The 16,473-nt window shown below is 39.1% G+C and carries 18 protein-coding genes, 2 pseudogenes and 1 riboswitch; of the genes and pseudogenes, 17 read left to right on the forward strand and 3 right to left on the reverse strand.

Features of this window, described 5'->3' with window-relative positions:
- Window positions 1-227: 227 nt before the first annotated feature.
- The 11 genes from ACXYSL_RS07430 to rpsI all read left to right on the forward strand — a co-directional run bounded on the left by ACXYSL_RS07430 (window position 228) and on the right by rpsI (window position 10,550).
- Window positions 228-731 (forward strand): tRNA (cytidine(34)-2'-O)-methyltransferase, encoded by a 504-nt coding sequence (locus ACXYSL_RS07430; protein WP_000181362.1) that lies wholly within the window; start codon window positions 228-230, stop codon window positions 729-731.
- Window positions 732-771: 40 nt separating this feature from the next.
- Window positions 772-990: riboswitch (FMN riboswitch) on the forward strand.
- Between the two features lie 153 nt (window positions 991-1,143).
- Window positions 1,144-1,707 carry an ECF transporter S component gene (locus ACXYSL_RS07435; protein WP_458624386.1) on the forward strand — a complete coding sequence of 188 codons (564 nt, stop codon included), beginning with the start codon at window positions 1,144-1,146 and terminating at the stop codon, window positions 1,705-1,707.
- Window positions 1,697-2,347 (forward strand): phosphatase PAP2 family protein, encoded by a 651-nt coding sequence (locus ACXYSL_RS07440; RefSeq protein ID WP_458624387.1) that lies wholly within the window; start codon window positions 1,697-1,699, stop codon window positions 2,345-2,347. The genes ACXYSL_RS07435 and ACXYSL_RS07440 overlap by 11 nt, the downstream gene beginning before the upstream one ends.
- A gap of 27 nt (window positions 2,348-2,374) precedes the next feature.
- Window positions 2,375-2,794, forward strand: a complete 420-nt coding sequence (locus ACXYSL_RS07445) for a chromosome partitioning protein ParB (RefSeq protein ID WP_458624388.1) — start codon at window positions 2,375-2,377, stop codon at window positions 2,792-2,794.
- Window positions 2,795-3,104: 310 nt separating this feature from the next.
- Entirely contained in the window at window positions 3,105-4,151 is a 1,047-nt protein-coding gene (gene pheS, locus ACXYSL_RS07450; RefSeq protein ID WP_084911780.1) for a phenylalanine--tRNA ligase subunit alpha, read from the forward strand.
- The gene (locus ACXYSL_RS07455; RefSeq protein ID WP_458624389.1) at window positions 4,151-4,660 is read left to right on the forward strand and encodes an N-acetyltransferase family protein; all 510 of its coding nucleotides are present in this window, start codon (window positions 4,151-4,153) and stop codon (window positions 4,658-4,660) included. The genes pheS and ACXYSL_RS07455 overlap by 1 nt, the downstream gene beginning before the upstream one ends.
- Window positions 4,661-4,735: 75 nt before the next feature.
- Entirely contained in the window at window positions 4,736-7,141 is a 2,406-nt protein-coding gene (pheT, locus tag ACXYSL_RS07460; RefSeq protein WP_458624390.1) for a phenylalanine--tRNA ligase subunit beta, read from the forward strand.
- Between the two features lie 251 nt (window positions 7,142-7,392).
- The gene (locus tag ACXYSL_RS07465; protein ID WP_458624391.1) at window positions 7,393-8,286 is read left to right on the forward strand and encodes an ABC transporter ATP-binding protein; all 894 of its coding nucleotides are present in this window, start codon (window positions 7,393-7,395) and stop codon (window positions 8,284-8,286) included.
- Complete coding sequence (locus tag ACXYSL_RS07470; RefSeq protein ID WP_458624392.1) at window positions 8,283-9,482, forward strand: ABC transporter permease; 1,200 nt, start codon at window positions 8,283-8,285, stop codon at window positions 9,480-9,482. Before ACXYSL_RS07465 ends, ACXYSL_RS07470 begins: the two co-directional genes overlap by 4 nt.
- A gap of 210 nt (window positions 9,483-9,692) precedes the next feature.
- On the forward strand, window positions 9,693-10,139 hold the full coding sequence (gene rplM / locus ACXYSL_RS07475; protein WP_001044624.1) for a 50S ribosomal protein L13: 447 nt from the start codon (window positions 9,693-9,695) through the stop codon (window positions 10,137-10,139).
- An 18-nt stretch (window positions 10,140-10,157) separates the two neighbouring features.
- A complete protein-coding gene (gene rpsI / locus ACXYSL_RS07480; protein WP_000075973.1) occupies window positions 10,158-10,550 on the forward strand; it encodes a 30S ribosomal protein S9 in 393 nt (130 codons plus the stop codon).
- A gap of 132 nt (window positions 10,551-10,682) precedes the next feature.
- Here the strand turns inward: rpsI and ACXYSL_RS07485 are convergent, their stop codons facing one another.
- Together ACXYSL_RS07485 and ACXYSL_RS07490 are read right to left on the reverse strand one after the other, a co-directional pair.
- Complete coding sequence (locus ACXYSL_RS07485; RefSeq protein WP_458624393.1) at window positions 10,683-11,837, reverse strand: site-specific integrase; 1,155 nt, start codon at window positions 11,835-11,837, stop codon at window positions 10,683-10,685.
- A gap of 51 nt (window positions 11,838-11,888) precedes the next feature.
- Entirely contained in the window at window positions 11,889-12,407 is a 519-nt protein-coding gene (locus tag ACXYSL_RS07490; RefSeq protein ID WP_102210592.1) for a helix-turn-helix domain-containing protein, read from the reverse strand.
- 148 nt (window positions 12,408-12,555) lie between these two features.
- Between ACXYSL_RS07490 and ACXYSL_RS07495 the strand changes: the two genes are divergently transcribed.
- From ACXYSL_RS07495 to ACXYSL_RS07510, 4 genes are all read left to right on the forward strand, one after another.
- Window positions 12,556-12,837: a DNA-binding protein gene (locus ACXYSL_RS07495; RefSeq protein ID WP_049531916.1), complete on the forward strand. Its 282-nt coding sequence runs from the start codon at window positions 12,556-12,558 to the stop codon at window positions 12,835-12,837.
- A gap of 8 nt (window positions 12,838-12,845) precedes the next feature.
- Window positions 12,846-13,685, forward strand: a complete 840-nt coding sequence (locus tag ACXYSL_RS07500; RefSeq protein ID WP_049531917.1) for a phage replisome organizer N-terminal domain-containing protein — start codon at window positions 12,846-12,848, stop codon at window positions 13,683-13,685.
- A gap of 359 nt (window positions 13,686-14,044) precedes the next feature.
- Window positions 14,045-14,377 (forward strand): hypothetical protein, encoded by a 333-nt coding sequence (locus ACXYSL_RS07505; RefSeq protein WP_049531919.1) that lies wholly within the window; start codon window positions 14,045-14,047, stop codon window positions 14,375-14,377.
- Complete coding sequence (locus ACXYSL_RS07510) at window positions 14,358-14,552, forward strand: hypothetical protein (protein WP_000469564.1); 195 nt, start codon at window positions 14,358-14,360, stop codon at window positions 14,550-14,552. Before ACXYSL_RS07505 ends, ACXYSL_RS07510 begins: the two co-directional genes overlap by 20 nt.
- 460 nt (window positions 14,553-15,012) lie before the next feature.
- Here ACXYSL_RS07510 and ACXYSL_RS07515 read toward each other — a convergent pair.
- Window positions 15,013-15,390 (reverse strand): annotated as a pseudogene (locus ACXYSL_RS07515) (hypothetical protein).
- Window positions 15,391-15,755: 365 nt separating this feature from the next.
- On the opposite strand from ACXYSL_RS07515, the gene ACXYSL_RS07520 reads away from it, so the two are divergent.
- Both ACXYSL_RS07520 and ACXYSL_RS07525 read left to right on the forward strand, forming a co-directional pair.
- The gene (locus tag ACXYSL_RS07520) at window positions 15,756-15,971 is read left to right on the forward strand and encodes a hypothetical protein (RefSeq protein WP_000456789.1); all 216 of its coding nucleotides are present in this window, start codon (window positions 15,756-15,758) and stop codon (window positions 15,969-15,971) included.
- A 1-nt stretch (window position 15,972) separates the two neighbouring features.
- A pseudogene (locus ACXYSL_RS07525) lies at window positions 15,973-16,356 on the forward strand (transposase); the annotation flags it as partial.
- Window positions 16,357-16,473: the final 117 nt, after the last annotated feature.

The following is a 16,473-nucleotide window of genomic DNA, read 5'->3' on the forward strand; positions in this document are numbered from 1 at the left end:
TTCTCAGAAAAAGAATGACTAAGTATGGAAATATTATCAAAAAAAGTAAAAAAATCAAGTCATTTCTATTGACAATGATTCTGAAAGTGTTATACTAAGGAAGTAGTTTCGCTGATTTACTTCAAACCTGTTGTGAGGTAAGTTAACGATGCCTTAACCACGCTGTTTGCTGAGCTTGACTCCGGGCAGTGTGGCTATTTTTTTGCAATGATAAAAGGAAACCCGTCATGACAAATCACATTGTATTATTTGAACCTCAGATTCCACAAAATACAGGTAACATTGCGCGTACTTGCGCTGCGACCAATTCTCCCCTTCACATCATCAAACCGATGGGATTTCCTATTGATGATCGCAAGATGAAGCGGGCTGGTTTGGATTACTGGGATAAGTTAGAGATCCATTTTTATGACAGTTTGGAAGATTTTATGTCTCAGATGAAGGGTAAACTCTATCTGATTTCGAAATTCGCGGAAAAGGTGTACTCTGAGGCAGATTTATCGACTGACGAAGCCCATTATTTTCTCTTCGGACGTGAAGACAAGGGCTTGCCTGAGGACTTTATGAGAGAACATCCTGAGAAAGCTCTCCGTATCCCGATGAATGATGAACATGTCCGCAGTCTCAATGTTTCCAATACGGTCTGCATGATTGTCTATGAGGCTCTTCGTCAGCAACATTTTGCTGGTTTAGAGCTCGTTCACACCTATGAAGCGGATAAATTGAAATAAACAAAATGCTTGCACTTGCAAGCGTTTTTTGTTATGATTAAAGGGTCTTCAGGGCTGGGTGAAATTCCCGACCGGCGGTGACTTTAACTAGCTATTTTGGCTTTCTCGTCGTTGTCTTGTCTCGATATACTTTAAGTATTATCTTCGACTGCGACGCCTAGATTACTCCAAAATATCTTAGTTAAAGAAGTCCGCGAGCGCAAGCTGATGTGGTGTGATTCCACAACCGACAGTATAGTCTGGATGGGAGAAGACGAAAGAATAGCCTTGTCTGTTCTGATGAGTTTATAGATAAATTGCAACCGCTTGCTCAAAAGAGTGAGGGGGAACTTTTGGGATATAAAAAGTGAGAATAGATAGAGGGATCCTTTCCAACTTCTTCTGATTTTATAGAAAATTGGAGGAACCTGTTATGACAAACACACGTCGACTTTCGACCATTGCGATTTTATCAGCCATTTCATTTGTGCTGATGTACTTTGACTTTCCGCTCTTGCCAGCGGCAAGCTTCCTCAAGATCGAGTTTAGTATTTTGCCAGTCCTTGTGGGCTTGGTGGTGATGGATTTGCCTGCTGCTCTCGGGATTCTCTTGCTGCGATCACTCTTGAAGTTACTTCTCAATAGCCAGGGAGTGAATACCTACATTGGTTTGCCAATGAATATCGTGGCCGTGGGAGTTTTTGTTATCGCTTTTGGCTTGATTTGGAAAAAGGAACGCAGCACCCTTCGTTTCCTACTAGCATCTCTAGCGGGAACCATCGGATTGACTGTTGCTATGTTGGCTCTCAACTATGTTTATGCGGTTCCTTTGTACGCGCAGTTTGCCAACTTTGATATTGGAAAAATTTTGGGACTTTCTAACTACCTAATGACCATGGTTTTACCTTTTAACCTGATTGAAGGTATAATCTTTGCCGTTTCATTCTGGTTGTTGTACGTCCTCTTGAAACCAACCTTAAAACATTATGAGAGATAAACAAACATTTTTAATGAAGGGCAGTTTTGCCCTTTTACTTTTCGTCCTTCTTGGCTATATGGTTAAGTTCTATCCTGAAACGCTGGTCGGTTTTGATCAACCAATTCAGACTGTCATTCGTGGGGACTTGCCAGATTATTTGACAGTTCTGTTCCGTTCCCTTACGCATTTGATTGATATCCCAGTAATCATCACCTGGGTTGCCATTGCAACCTTTATCTTTTATCGTAAGCAGTGGAAGATAGAAAGCTACTTCATGGCGGGTAATCTAGCCTTAGCCGGTCTTTTAATCGTGACCTTCAAAAACATCTACCAGCGCCCACGGCCAGCTATCTTACACTTGGTAGAGGAGAAGGGTTTTTCTTTTCCAAGTGGCCATTCTCTGGCTGTAACCTTGATGGTAGGCACTCTGATTGTCATTCTCAGTCAACGGATGAAAAATCCAGTCTGGAGAAAAATCGTGCAAATCGTCCTTGGCCTCTACCTAGTCAGTGTGCTGGCATCAAGAGTCTATCTGGGAGTTCACTACCCATCAGATGTTCTTGCCAGTCTCTGTGTGGGTTTGGGAATCTTGTTTATCGAATTTCCTTTCTATGACAAGCTTCGATTTCAATGGCGATTTAAAGGCAAGCAGAAGTAAATATCGAATTCCCTTGAGTAGAAAGAAATGAAAGTCGACATAAAAGCTCTCCATCCGACTCAACTATACTTATCAGAAAAGAAACTAGAAGGCATCCAGACACTTTATCAGTCGGCAGAAATAATCAATGTTGCTCCAATCAGTATTCTTGCGTTCGGAGATTGCTTGTTTATTACAGATGGCCATCACAGGGCTTATCAGGCTTTATTGGCGGGTAGGAATATGATTTCTGCTGAGTGGGATAGAGATGGTGGCGATGAACTATATCATCTCTATGCGCAAGCTTGCGAGGAAAGAAAGATTTACTCTGTTTTGGATTTAAAAGACTGTATCTTAGCTCAAGATGAGTATGAAGCAAAATGGTATAACTGGTGCGATGGTTTTAATCAAGCAGCAACTCTTTTATTGAAAAGGAAAGCGGATGAAACAGATCTTACAAATAGGTAGTGCATTGCGTCTTGTTCCTTTTTATATTGAAATTAGTCTGGTCTAACTTGTTTTTTAACTAAAAATCTGATAAACTATGTAGTAATTGAATAGGAATCCGCAAGACTAGTAACTCAAGGGAAGTATATTAGGGAGGAGAGCCATGACTGCAAGCTCTCTATATGAAAGCTGAGTGAATTCACTTGCGCATGGATTTAGAAATGAAGGTCTGACTTGTCAGATGAAACGGATGGTACCGCGTGTCAACGCTCCGAGTGGAGTTTTTGACATGTGGTTTTCTTTTTATCTACGAGCGACTGATGGAGGAATTATGTCAACTATTGAAGAACAATTAAAAGCGCTTCGTGAAGAAACGCTGGCTAGCTTGAAGCAGATTTCTGCTGAAAATGAAAAAGAGATGCAGGATTTGCGTGTCTCTGTCCTAGGTAAAAAAGGTTCGCTTACTGAAATCCTCAAAGGGATGAAAGATGTGTCGGCTGAGATGCGCCCAATCATCGGGAAACACGTCAACGAGGCTCGTGATGTTTTGACGGCCGCTTTTGAAGAAACGGCTAAGCTCTTGGAAGAAAAGAAAGTCGCAGCTCAACTGACTAGTGAGAGTATCGATGTAACACTTCCAGGTCGTCCAGTTGCGACTGGTCACCGTCATGTTCTTACACAAACCAGTGAAGAAATCGAAGATATTTTCATCGGGATGGGGTACCAAGTCGTGGATGGTTTTGAAGTGGAGCAAGACTACTATAACTTCGAGCGTATGAACCTTCCAAAAGATCACCCAGCTCGTGATATGCAGGATACTTTCTACATCACAGAAGAAATCTTGCTTCGTACTCACACGTCTCCAGTTCAAGCGCGTGCCATGGACGCCCATGATTTTTCAAAAGGTCCTTTGAAAATGATCTCACCAGGGCGTGTGTTCCGTCGTGATACGGACGATGCGACCCACAGTCACCAGTTCCACCAAATCGAAGGATTGGTTGTTGGGAAAAACATCTCCATGGCAGATCTTCAAGGAACCCTTCAGTTGATTGTCCAAAAGATGTTTGGTGAAGAGCGTCAAATTCGTCTGCGCCCATCTTATTTCCCATTCACAGAGCCATCTGTTGAGGTGGATGTTTCTTGCTTCAAGTGTGGTGGAGAAGGCTGTAACGTATGTAAGAAAACAGGTTGGATTGAGATTATGGGAGCCGGTATGGTTCACCCACGTGTCCTTGAAATGAGTGGAATCGATGCGACTGTTTACTCTGGATTTGCCTTTGGTCTTGGACAAGAGCGTGTAGCTATGCTCCGTTACGGAATCAACGATATCCGTGGATTCTACCAAGGAGATGTCCGCTTCTCAGAACAGTTTAAATAATGATTAGAAAAGTAGAAATGGCAGATGTTGAGATGTTGGCTAAAATTGCCAAACAAACCTTTCGTGAAACATTTGCGCATGATAATAGGGAAGAGCAGTTACAGGAATACTTTGAAGAGGCATATAGCCTGAGAACTTTGTCAACTGAGTTGGAAAATCCTGACTCCGAAACTTATTTCATTATGCATGAAGAGGAGATAGCCGGTTTTCTCAAAGTCAACTGGGGAAATGCTCAAACTGAGAGGGAATTAGAGAACGCTTTTGAAATTCAACGCCTCTATGTGCTACAAACATATCAAGGATTTGGACTTGGTAAGCAACTGTTTGAATTCGCTCTTGAACTTGCTGAAAAAAATGGTTTTTCCTGGGCTTGGCTAGGTGTTTGGGAGCATAATACAAAAGCTCAAGCGTTTTATAATCGATATGGTTTTGAAAAATTTAGCCAACATCATTTTATGGTTGGTCAAAAAGTAGATACGGATTGGTTACTGAAAAAGAAATTAAGGTAAGAAGAGGATTCTTCTATTGAAATGATAGGAAAGGAAAAAACTAGAGTGACAACTGTCATTCTGGAAAACTAAATTATGCTTGTATCTTATAAATGGTTAAAAGAATTGGTGGACATTGATGTGCCATCACAAGAGTTGGCTGAAAAAATGTCAACTACAGGGATTGAGGTCGAAGGTGTCGAATCACCGGCTGCCGGTCTCTCAAAAATTGTCGTCGGTGAGGTCTTGTCTTGCGAAGATGTGCCAGAAACTCACCTTCATGTTTGTCAGGTTAACGTTGGCGAAGAAGAAGCCCGTCAAATCGTTTGTGGTGCTCCAAATGTGCGTGCTGGTATCAAGGTCATGGTGGCACTTCCGGGAGCTCGTATCGCGGACAATTACAAGATCAAAAAAGGGAAAATCCGTGGTTTAGAGTCTCTCGGAATGATTTGCTCACTTGGTGAATTAGGTATTTCTGACTCCGTTGTGCCAAAGGAATTCGCAGATGGTATCCAAATCTTGCCTCAAGATGCTATTCCTGGGGACGAGGTCTTTTCTTACCTAGACTTGGATGATGAAATTATCGAACTTTCCATCACTCCAAACCGTGCAGATGCTCTATCTATGCGTGGAGTAGCGCACGAAGTGGCAGCTATCTATGACAAGGCAGTTAGCTTTAAGGAATTCAGTTTAACAGAAACAAATGAAAGTGCAGCAGATGCTCTTTCTGTCAGCATTGAAACAGATAAGGCGCCATATTATGCGGCCCGTATCTTGGACAATGTGACCATCGCACCAAGTCCACAATGGTTGCAAAACCTTCTTATGAACGAAGGCATCCGTCCGATTAACAATGTGGTCGACGTGACCAACTATATCCTACTCTACTTTGGTCAGCCTATGCATGCCTTTGACTTGGATACCTTTGAAGGGACTGACATCCGTGTGCGTGAAGCGCGTGCTGGTGAAAAGTTGGTGACCTTGGACGGTGAAGAACGTGAGTTGGAAACAAATGACTTAGTCGTCACTGTTGCTGACAAACCAGTAGCCCTTGCAGGTGTCATGGGTGGTCAAGCAACAGAAATCTCTGAAAAATCTAGTCGTGTTGTCCTTGAAGCTGCTGTTTTCAATGGAAAATCTATCCGTAAGACCAGCGGTCGCCTCAACCTTCGTTCAGAATCATCTTCTCGCTTTGAAAAAGGGATCAATGTGGCAACAGTCAATGAGGCCTTGGATGCTGCAGCTAGCATGATTGCAGAACTTGCAGGTGCGACGGTGCGTAAGGGCATCGTTTCAGCGGGTGAGCTTGACACTTCAGATGTAGAAGTATCTTCAACTCTTGCCGATGTCAACCGTGTCCTTGGAACAGAACTTTCATACGCTGATGTCGAAGATGTCTTCCGTCGTCTTGGCTTTGGTCTTTCTGGAAATGAAGACGGCTTTACCGTTAGCGTTCCACGTCGTCGTTGGGATATCGCCATCGAAGCGGACCTCTTTGAAGAAATCGCTCGTATCTATGGTTATGACCGTTTGCCAACCAGTCTTCCAAAAGATGATGGTACAGCAGGTGAATTGACTGCAACACAAAAATTGCGTCGCCAAGTCCGTACTATCTCTGAAGGAGCAGGTTTGACAGAAATCATTACCTACGCTCTGACAACTCCAGAAAAAGCAGTTGAGTTTACAGCTCAACCAAGTAACCTTACAGAACTCATGTGGCCAATGACTGTGGACCGTTCAGTCCTCCGCCAAAATATGATCTCAGGTATTTTGGATACGGTGGCCTACAACGTGGCTCGTAAGAACAAAAACTTGGCACTTTACGAGATTGGAAAAGTCTTTGAACAAACAGGCAATCCAAAAGAAGATCTACCAAACGAGATCAACAGCTTTGCCTTTGCCTTGACAGGCTTGGTTGCTGAAAAAGACTTCCAAACGGCAGCAGTTCCAGTTGATTTCTTCTATGCTAAGGGAATCCTTGAAGCGCTCTTTACTCGCTTGGGACTAGAAGTGACTTATACAGCAACAGCTGAGATTGCAAGTCTCCACCCAGGACGTACAGCCGTGATTTCACTCGGTGACCAAGTTCTTGGTTTCCTTGGCCAAGTGCATCCAGTCACTGCCAAGGCTTACGATATTCCAGAAACGTATGTAGCTGAGCTCAACCTTTCAGCCATCGAAGCTGCGCTTCAACCAGCTGCTCCATTTGTGGAAATCACCAAATTCCCAGCAGTCAGTCGTGATGTAGCTCTACTCCTCAAAGCGGAAGTCACTCATCAAGAAGTTGTAGACGCTATCCAAGCTGCAGGCGTGAAACGTTTGACAGATATCAAACTCTTTGACGTCTTCTCAGGTGAAAAATTAGGACTTGGTATGAAGTCAATGGCCTATAGCTTGACCTTCCAAAATCCAGAAGACAGCCTAACAGACGAAGAAGTCGCACGCTACATGGAAAAAATCCAAGCATCACTTGAAGAAAAAGTGAAGGCAGAAGTGCGTTAAATCATCAATCCATCCTTCGGGGTGGATTTTTGCTTTTTAAAATGACAATTCAGGATCAAAAATGGACAATTGAGGAGTAAAAGTTCTTGTATGCACTTTAATGGGCTATAATTGTTCTATCACTTAGGCACTTAAGACCCTTAGGGGACGTAGTTTTTAAGCTGGGATGGACAAGATAAAAATGTACATAAATCCTTGTAAAGGCTATCAAAAAGGAGTATAATAAGTGCAACATATTTCGGAGGTGGAAAATGCTAGAAGTAAGAAATCTAGAGAAAAGTTTCGGTTCCAAGCAAGTCCTGTTTGGTATCGATTTTCAGGCAAGCCCAGGACGAATTCTGGGCTTGGTCGGGAAAAATGGTGCTGGGAAAACAACGATTTTCCACAGTATGTTGAAATTTTTAGAGTATCAAGGAGAGATCAGTCTGGATGGGCAGGAGATTCGTCAGGAAACCTACGCTCGGATTGGCTATCTGCCTGAGGAACGCAGTCTTATGCCCAAGCTGACAGTCTTTGAACAAGTTCGCTACTTGGCGACTCTAAAGGGCATGGATGCCAAGGAAGTCAAGGAGAAACTCCCTCAATGGATGGAAAAATTGGAAGTGAAGGGTAAATTGACCGACAAAATCAAGAGTCTTTCCAAAGGGAATCAGCAGAAAATTCAGCTCATTATCACCCTGATCCATGAGCCAGACTTGATTATCTTGGATGAGCCTTTTAGTGGTTTGGATCCAGTCAATACCGAGTTGCTCAAACAGGTCATCTTGAAAGAGAAAGAGCGCGGTGCAATCATTATCTTTTCTGACCATGTCATGACCAACGTTGAGGAACTTTGCGATGATATCCTGATGATTCGAGATGGGCGTGTGGTCTTGCATGGACCAGTTCAGGATGTTCGCAATCAATACGGGAAAACACGTCTTTTTGTTTCAAGTGAACGAAGCAAGGAAGAACTGGAAAGTCTTCCTCATGTCAAACAGGTGAGCTTGACCAAGCAAGGCAGTTGGAAATTAATCCTAGATGATGAGAGAGCTGGAAGGGAACTCTTCCCCATCCTCACTCAAGGTCAATACATCGCGACCTTTGACCAACAAGCTCCAACAATCGATGAAATCTTTAAACTAGAATCAGGGGTGGAAGTATGAGAAATATGTGGGTAGTTATTAAAGAAACTTATCTGCGACATGTCAAGTCATGGAGTTTCTTCTTTATGGTGATTTCGCCGTTCCTCTTTTTGGCTTTATCTGCAGGAATCGGCTATCTCCAAAATTCTTCGATGGCTAAAAATAGCAAGGTAGCGGTAGTAACAACAGTGCCATCTGTAGCTGAGGGACTCAAGGGTACCAATGGTATCAACTTTGATTACAAGGATGAAGCCAGTGCCCAAGCTGCTATCAAAGATGAGAAAATCAAGGGTTACCTAACCATTGACCAAGAGGACAGCGTCCTCAAGGCCGTCTATCATGGTGAAACTTCTCTTGAAAGTGGTATCAAGCTAGCAGTAACCAATAAACTCAATGAGCTTCAATACCAACTTAATCGCTCGGCAGCTAATTTGTCTCAAGAGCAGGAAAAGCGCCTGAGTCAAACCGTTGACTTTACTGAGAAGATTGATGAATCTAAGGAAAACAAAAAAATTGTTCAAACCATTGCGGCCGCAGGGCTTGGTTTCTTCCTTTATATGATTTTGATTACCTATGCTAGTGTCACTGCTCAGGAAGTGGCTAGTGAAAAAGGGACCAAAATCATGGAAGTGGTCTTCTCTAGTATTCAAGCTAGTCATTATTTCTATGCTCGCATGCTGGCTCTGCTTCTTGTGATTTTGACCCATATTGGCATTTACGTCGTGGGTGGGCTGGCTGCCATTCTTCTCTTTAAAGACCTACCAATCTTGGCTCAATCTGGTATTTTAAATCATCTAGGAGATGCCTTCTCGCTCAATACCTTATTGTTTGTATTGGTTAGTCTCTTTATGTATGTTGTTTTGGCAGCCTTCCTAGGTTCTATGGTTTCTCGCCCTGAGGATTCAGGGAAAGCCTTGTCACCATTGATGATCTTGATTATCGCAGGATTCGTTGGAGTGACTGCTCTAGGTGCTGCAGGAGACAATTTGGTTTTGAAAATTGGTTCCTATATTCCTTTCATATCGACCTTCTTTATGCCATTTAGAGCTATAAATGGATATGCAAGTGGTCTAGAAGCTTGGATTTCACTTGCCATAACGGTTGTTTTTGCAGTAACCGCAACAGCCTTTATCGGACGCATGTATGCTAGTCTAGTCCTTCAAACGGATGATTTGGGAATCTGGAAAACCTTTAAACGCGCTTTAGCTTATAAATAGGAGAGCCTCGCAAAAGCGAGGTTTTTCTAGATGTTAAACACTGAAATCGGCAAAAATATTTTTCATATCTATTGACTTTTAGTAGTAAAATTTGGTATGATAGTAGACGGTATTGTTTACCCCATTTGTAAGGCCCCGGAACCTTTCAAATACCCCGCGGACCGGAACATCCGCCCAGTAAACAAAAACGATATTCATATAGGAGAAATCATGAACAAAACTACATTCATGGCTAAACCAGGCCAAGTAGAACGCAAATGGTACGTTGTTGACGCAACTGATGTACCTCTTGGACGCCTTTCAGCAGTTGTTGCTAGCGTACTTCGCGGAAAAAACAAACCAACATTCACACCACACACTGATACAGGTGACTTCGTAATCGTTATCAATGCTGAAAAAGTTAAATTGACTGGTAAAAAAGCAACTGATAAGATCTACTACACTCACTCAAACCACCCAGGTGGATTGAAACAAATCTCTGCTGGTGAACTTCGTTCTAAAAATGCAGTACGTTTGATCGAAAAATCAGTTAAAGGTATGCTTCCACACAATACTCTTGGCCGCGCTCAAGGTATGAAATTGAAAGTATTCGTTGGAGCTGAGCACACTCACGCTGCACAACAACCAGAAGTTCTTGATATTTCAGGACTTATCTAAGGAAAGGAACAATAAAGTATGTCACAAGCACAATATGCAGGTACTGGACGTCGTAAAAACGCTGTTGCACGCGTTCGCCTTGTTCCAGGAACTGGTAAAATCACTGTTAACAAAAAAGATGTTGAAGAGTACATCCCACACGCTGACCTTCGTCTTGTAATCAACCAACCATTCGCAGTTACTTCAACTGTAGGTTCATACGACGTTTTCGTTAACGTTGTAGGTGGTGGATACGCTGGTCAATCAGGAGCTATCCGTCACGGTATCGCTCGTGCCCTTCTTCAAGTAGACCCAGACTTCCGCGATTCATTGAAACGCGCAGGACTTCTTACACGTGACTCACGTAAAGTTGAACGTAAGAAACCAGGTCTTAAGAAAGCTCGTAAAGCATCACAATTCTCAAAACGTTAATCAATACGATTATATCAACGTTTCAAAGCACTTTGCAAAGATTTTGCAAAGTGCTTTTTTGTCGATTTTTGAGCTAGAATAGCTTTGTGATAACTTTCTGATAACCTCTTCAAAATTTTAAAAATCATAATTCTATTTTGCTTTATTGAGATAATCTGCAAATTTGTCAATAGAGTTTTTCTCACCAGTTTTTGTGGTGTGAGTATAGACATCTAATGTCATCTGACTGCTTGCATGACCGAGACGTTTTGATGTATTAGAAGGATCGATTCCAATTTCAGACATAAGTGTTGCATGTGTATGTCTAAACCCATGTGGGCTAATTGGTTTTAATTTATGCTTTTTAATAATTCGATTCAGTACGTTATTAATGTAATCAGCATGCAAAGGTTCAATTTTGTCATTACTTGATATGTAATAGAACATATATTCGTTACTAATATTCAGCTTTGTAAGAGGAAACTGAGATTGTTCTTTCAGATAGAAATTTCTCCATTGCTTAATAATATCGATTGTCTCATCATCAAGATAGATTGTACGAACTGAAGATTCATTCTTTGTGCTCTTTTCAATCGCTTTACCGTCAATTCTTCCTAGACTTTTATCTATGTTCAATAGATTGCTGTCAAAGTTAATATCAGCCCATTTTAAAGCGTATAACTCCCCTTTTCGTAGTCCACTAAATGCAAGCAGTCTAAATAAAGCAAAATGTTTAAATGGCTCAGTTTCTTTCACTATATCAAGGAAATGATGTAATTCCTCCAGAGACCAAAAATTATCTGATCTAGTTTTTTTGATTTTAGGCATGATAACATTCTTCATTGGATTTCGATCAATGTAGTTCATGTTGATTGCAAAATCAAAAATTTTTGAGGTATAGGATTTTATCTGTTTGATATTTTTGAAAGTCTGAGATTTTTGTGTGATAAAATTTTGACAATCTAAAGGACTGACTTGGTCAATAAATTTATCGCCAAATATTGGTAGAATATGTATTCGATAGATATTCTTTGTTTGGGAAGAAGTTGTTTCTTCAACGGTACCAACATAGGCCTTAAACCATTCTTGATACAGTTCTTTATAAGTGACTTTGGGGTTAGTTTTGTCGGTATTTACTGTGGGGGCGACGACACCAGCTTCTAAACGAGCTTCGTACAATTTTGCCTCTTTTTTGGTTTTGAATCCTCTCTTTAAGTGCCTTTTTTTCTTTCCATAAGCATCTAAGCCAATGTAAAAGCTGACATAGTATAGGATTCCTTTTTTTGTTTTGTATTTGTGTATAGACATTTTTTCTCCGTATCTAAGTTTTCGGAGCTTATGTAATTGAGAAATGAGTGTCTATCTATTTTTTCTATCTTCTTGGCGAATAGCGTATTCGTCTGTTTTAATCCAGCTCTGCCAAACTTTAGAATCTTTATTTTGGTGATTCATATAGTCTATAAACTCAGACATAAAACGTTTGTTTTTCTCAGCTAGGTATTCTGAGAATATATGACGAAATTCATCTGAAAAACTATCATCAAGTGGTAGTGTTAATGCCCTTTCGCCAAATTCGATACTTTTCTTTAACTTCTCCATATCGCTTTTAAAAGGTGTCACAGAACCAATTTTAGATGTTTTGAAACTGTCTGTAACAATTTTAAGATTTGATGGAGCGTGTGGGTTGCTATCAAGCCCCATAATGTAAGCGACGGAAACATTAAAGTATTTTGCTAATTTTTCAGCATTATTTTTTTTAGGTTTGCGGATTCCTTGATTGTATCCAGAAAGTGTAGGATAGGCTATATTTGTAGCTTCGCTAATTTCTGTCAATTTTTTTCCGCTATTTTCTATCAGTTTAGTAATATGATTGGTCATAAGAACCTCCTTTTTATCATTATAACACATTTTATTCTTTTTGAATAAAAAAAGCTTGACAAAAATTCAAAAAGGATATATAATTCGAAATGAATAACAAATTAAATAGTTTCGGAGCTTATTTAATTTAGAAATGAGGTGTGAATTTATGTCGGAAACTACTTTAGTTGTCCAGCTTCCTAAAGAATTAGAGAATCAATTACGTGCTCATTATGATGAGATGATTTCAAATGCTGTGGCAAGAGTATTTGAAGATAAAGAACTTTATAAACCCATGGTTCGTATGTCAGGTCTATCTAGGTGGTTAGATGTATCTACGACTACAATCCAAAAATGGACGAAAGAAGGAATGCCAACCATGGTGATTGATGGAGTGACTTTATACGATAAAAGAGCAGTAACAAGATGGTTGAAGCAATATGAAAGATAGGTACTCGTATGAATGGTGTTCAGTGGATCAAGATAACAACAGATATATTTGATGATGAAAAAATTCAGTTGATAGAATCGATGCCAGAAGGAGATACACTTATTGTAATATGGTTCAAAATTCTGGTACTTGCAGGAAAGCAAAATAATAGTGGCATACTGAGTCTAGGAAACAAGGTATATTACACAGAAGAGATGCTTTCAACAGTGTTTAGACGAAAAGCGACATCTGTAAAATTAGCTCTTAGCATGTTTGAAGAATTTGGCATGATAGAAATCATAGATGGCGCTATTACCATTCCAAAATGGGAGAAACATCAGAATATAGATGGCCTAGAAAAGATTAGGAAACAAACTAGGGAACGTGTTGCTCGTCATAGACAAAAACAGAAAGCACTAATTACAGGCGAGCCACAACTTGTTTTAGACTGTAACGTTACAGTAACGGATGAAAATGAGAATGTAACGCAAGAGATTAAGAACAAGAGTAAGAATAAGAAAGAGATTGAGAATATACTGGATAATAGTTCTAGAAAGCCTGAAACTTATATTCTGCCTAAATATTATTCTTTGTTAGAATCCATTTCTTATAAGTACAATGATAGATTTTTGTATCCTAACAATTACACTTTAACACATGCTCAGAAGATGAAGATAGGAGAGTATTTAGCTAGTGGATATGTAACTAGTGATGAAGTTATTAGCATGATTGAACGGATTCCTGAGGATGCGACTTCTCCGTTAGCGTATTTATTTAAGTCTATGGAGAATTTAAAGCAGGAACGGATGCTAGAGTGCAAAGCTATTGCCCATGAAAATGCCCGAAAGAAGTATATGATAAATGAGTAGATATAGGACTGTTCTAAAGAAATGTTATATCACTGAAGAGCAGAATGAAATAGTGAATAACTTGATTGAAATGACAAACCATCTAAATTTTTCCTCTTATGCTAGGAAAATGTTGTTTAAGAGTTCGCCTATTTATCTTCAATTTGATTTTGAATCTTATCATGACTTTATATTTCAAGTTAGAAGAATTATCAATAACTTACGTCAGTTAGAAAGAATAGCGGAACAAAGTGAAGATTTCGATAATGTAAGGATATTTCACTGCTGTGTTGAGCTGATGATAGGATATGAAAAGAAGACAAGCAAACAAGTGAAAGAACTTGTGAAACGACTAAATAAGAAAACGAGGTGATAAGATTATGAGAATAAAATCGGTGTTGAAACAGGTATTTTTGACAGAAGAAGAAAATAAAAAATTAAATGATTGTATGAGGAAGGAAAATATTCATAATTTTTCTGAGTTTGCTAGAAAAAAATTAATCCGAACAGATTTGAACATTCACAAAGTCTCTTTTGAAGCGTTAGTTCCTTTGACAGAAGAGTTGGAACAGGTAGGAAAGAATATCAATTCTATAGCCCGTCTTGCAACTGTAGTTGGGAGAATAAGCTATGAAAACAAAATGGATATGTCTATTTTGATGCAAAAAATAGTTGATGTGATGGAGGAAAAAGATGTTTATTTTCAAAAGTAATATGGATAAGGATTTTGATCAGATATGCGAATACATATTGAAATTAAAGCGAGCAGAATTATTTCTTCATGGGATTAAACAACAAGATAAAACGAAGGCTCGTTTGTATCATGCGATGCTGGAATACTACGATGCTAACCATAAAAAAGAAAGACATATGAGAATTTTAAAATAAGGAAACGCTGTTAAAAATTTTGCAGCGTTTTTTATATATCTTCTTAAAATATTTGTACACACAAATGACAGTCAAATCGATTTTTGGAATTATTTTATCGAGAAGGAAAGATTTATCATAATATGACTTTGCGAGCTCAGAGTCTGTATACACACACTCCCAAAATCATCTCAAAATTTGTATACACAAAGTGTATGTATTTTTTGGGATGATTTGAATTTTGGGGAATCCCCAAACCCCTGATGAATTATACGAGCAAAAAAAATTGGGAGTAAGTTTTAGAAAGAACTATTCTACAGTATTTGAAATCTGACTTTAAGTAAATTTTTTATTATGTGACTATTAGTCTGTCTCACTCCGCTAGGTGCGAGACAAAAAAATACCCGCTATGCGGGTGTGTACTGACCCCAAAAAGTTAGACAGAAAAAATCTAACTTTTGGGGTCAGTACAAAAGCGTTTTTATTGTATAAAGAATATCAAATAGTTTGAGTGTTTTACTTGTCGCTGTATTTCTTCACTATCCTTTTTGTAATACTCCTGCTTTGTTCCTGAAATATCTACAGTGAATACATCATCCTTGAAGGTATAATTCTCTTTTCGGTTTATGATATTAGAGCCAGTCAGTTCGATTGTTGCACTATCTTTATCAATTGTAAAGGTGTCGGCCTCTCCTTTGTTGCTATTTCCTTTGTTACCTGAAATGGTAAAGGCAACTTCATTTCTACTCTCGTTTATTCAACGGTATTCGCCATCTAAAGAATTGCTTGATTGGTTAGAACATGCAATTAATAAAATTGTAGATAGAGACACTAAAAGTAATGTGATAAATCTTTTCATTTACATACTTTTTATTTCTATATTATATTAAAGAAACATTACATAAGTAAGACAGTGATTTTTTAGGTTGATCTATTTCTTTCGGGAAAATCATTATTTTTCGGAAAGTTGATTTATAGTCTCTTTGAAATATAAAATTAAAAAGATGTGCAGGTTGTAATTAACTTGTGCATTTTTTTGTTTAAGGTGAATTCAAAGTATCCTAATATACCATATAGCTGAGAAATAAATCAAAATAGGGAAAAGAAGATATTGACAGAATTCCAGGGTTTGGTATAACAGTCAACTAGATAGTTACAATGATCAACAGGAGATATTCCTGAAGGTGTAATGTAAGATATTAGTGAAAAGATCGGAGAACATACATGGAATATAGTAAACTAGGCTGGGAAGAAGTTAGTAAGTTTGAGGAAATAAAAGGTTATGGACAACATATTTGGCGACATCATGAGAAATATTTTTTTGTTACAGATGAATGGGGAATAGTTGAACAGAGGGTAGTCTATGAATTACTATATAGAACTATTTCAATCACCCTACCAAGTTTTTCTGAGTTACTTGAAAAGTCTAACTTAATTTGACAATTTAGGCAATAAAGAAATTCTAGACAAGCTTTTGAGCTATTCAGAAGACTTGAAACACCACTATCATCTCTATCAGCTCTTACTTTTTCACTTTCAGAATAAGGAACCAGAAAAATTTTTCGGACTCATTGAGGACAATCTAAAGCAGATTCATCCTCTTTTTCAGACTGTCTTTAAAACCTTTCTAAAGGACAAAGAGAAAATCGTCAACGCCCTTCAACTACCCTATTCCAACGCCAAATTGGAAGCAACCAATAATCTCATCAAACTTATCAAGCGCAATGCCTTTGGTTTTCGGAACTTTGAAAACTTCAAGAAGCGAATTTTCATCGCTCTGAATATCAAAAAAGAAAGGACGAAATGTGTCCTTTCTCGAGCTTAGCTTTTCTTCAACCCACTACAGTTGACAAAGAGCCGTAGATTTTAGGTATTTACCTTGTCTACTTAAGAGGTATCATATCATCGAGATAAAGGTGATTTGTTTGTTCCTAAGAATTAG

Source organism: Streptococcus sp. V913 (assembly GCF_054353455.1).

Excerpts from the sequence above, each read along its gene's own strand:
- ACXYSL_RS07430 (WP_000181362.1), top strand. The coding sequence starts at position 228 with ATGACAAATCACATTGTATTATTTGAACCTCAGATTCCACAAAATACA.
- ACXYSL_RS07435 (WP_458624386.1), top strand. The coding sequence starts at position 1,144 with ATGACAAACACACGTCGACTTTCGACCATTGCGATTTTATCAGCCATT.
- ACXYSL_RS07440 (WP_458624387.1), top strand. The coding sequence starts at position 1,697 with ATGAGAGATAAACAAACATTTTTAATGAAGGGCAGTTTTGCCCTTTTA.
- ACXYSL_RS07445 (WP_458624388.1), top strand. The coding sequence starts at position 2,375 with ATGAAAGTCGACATAAAAGCTCTCCATCCGACTCAACTATACTTATCA.
- pheS (WP_084911780.1), top strand. The coding sequence starts at position 3,105 with ATGTCAACTATTGAAGAACAATTAAAAGCGCTTCGTGAAGAAACGCTG.
- ACXYSL_RS07455 (WP_458624389.1), top strand. The coding sequence starts at position 4,151 with ATGATTAGAAAAGTAGAAATGGCAGATGTTGAGATGTTGGCTAAAATT.
- pheT (WP_458624390.1), top strand. The coding sequence starts at position 4,736 with ATGCTTGTATCTTATAAATGGTTAAAAGAATTGGTGGACATTGATGTG.
- ACXYSL_RS07465 (WP_458624391.1), top strand. The coding sequence starts at position 7,393 with ATGCTAGAAGTAAGAAATCTAGAGAAAAGTTTCGGTTCCAAGCAAGTC.
- ACXYSL_RS07470 (WP_458624392.1), top strand. The coding sequence starts at position 8,283 with ATGAGAAATATGTGGGTAGTTATTAAAGAAACTTATCTGCGACATGTC.
- rplM (WP_001044624.1), top strand. The coding sequence starts at position 9,693 with ATGAACAAAACTACATTCATGGCTAAACCAGGCCAAGTAGAACGCAAA.
- rpsI (WP_000075973.1), top strand. The coding sequence starts at position 10,158 with ATGTCACAAGCACAATATGCAGGTACTGGACGTCGTAAAAACGCTGTT.
- ACXYSL_RS07485 (WP_458624393.1), bottom strand. The coding sequence starts at position 11,837 with ATGTCTATACACAAATACAAAACAAAAAAAGGAATCCTATACTATGTC.
- ACXYSL_RS07490 (WP_102210592.1), bottom strand. The coding sequence starts at position 12,407 with ATGACCAATCATATTACTAAACTGATAGAAAATAGCGGAAAAAAATTG.
- ACXYSL_RS07495 (WP_049531916.1), top strand. The coding sequence starts at position 12,556 with ATGTCGGAAACTACTTTAGTTGTCCAGCTTCCTAAAGAATTAGAGAAT.
- ACXYSL_RS07500 (WP_049531917.1), top strand. The coding sequence starts at position 12,846 with ATGAATGGTGTTCAGTGGATCAAGATAACAACAGATATATTTGATGAT.
- ACXYSL_RS07505 (WP_049531919.1), top strand. The coding sequence starts at position 14,045 with ATGAGAATAAAATCGGTGTTGAAACAGGTATTTTTGACAGAAGAAGAA.
- ACXYSL_RS07510 (WP_000469564.1), top strand. The coding sequence starts at position 14,358 with ATGTTTATTTTCAAAAGTAATATGGATAAGGATTTTGATCAGATATGC.
- ACXYSL_RS07520 (WP_000456789.1), top strand. The coding sequence starts at position 15,756 with ATGGAATATAGTAAACTAGGCTGGGAAGAAGTTAGTAAGTTTGAGGAA.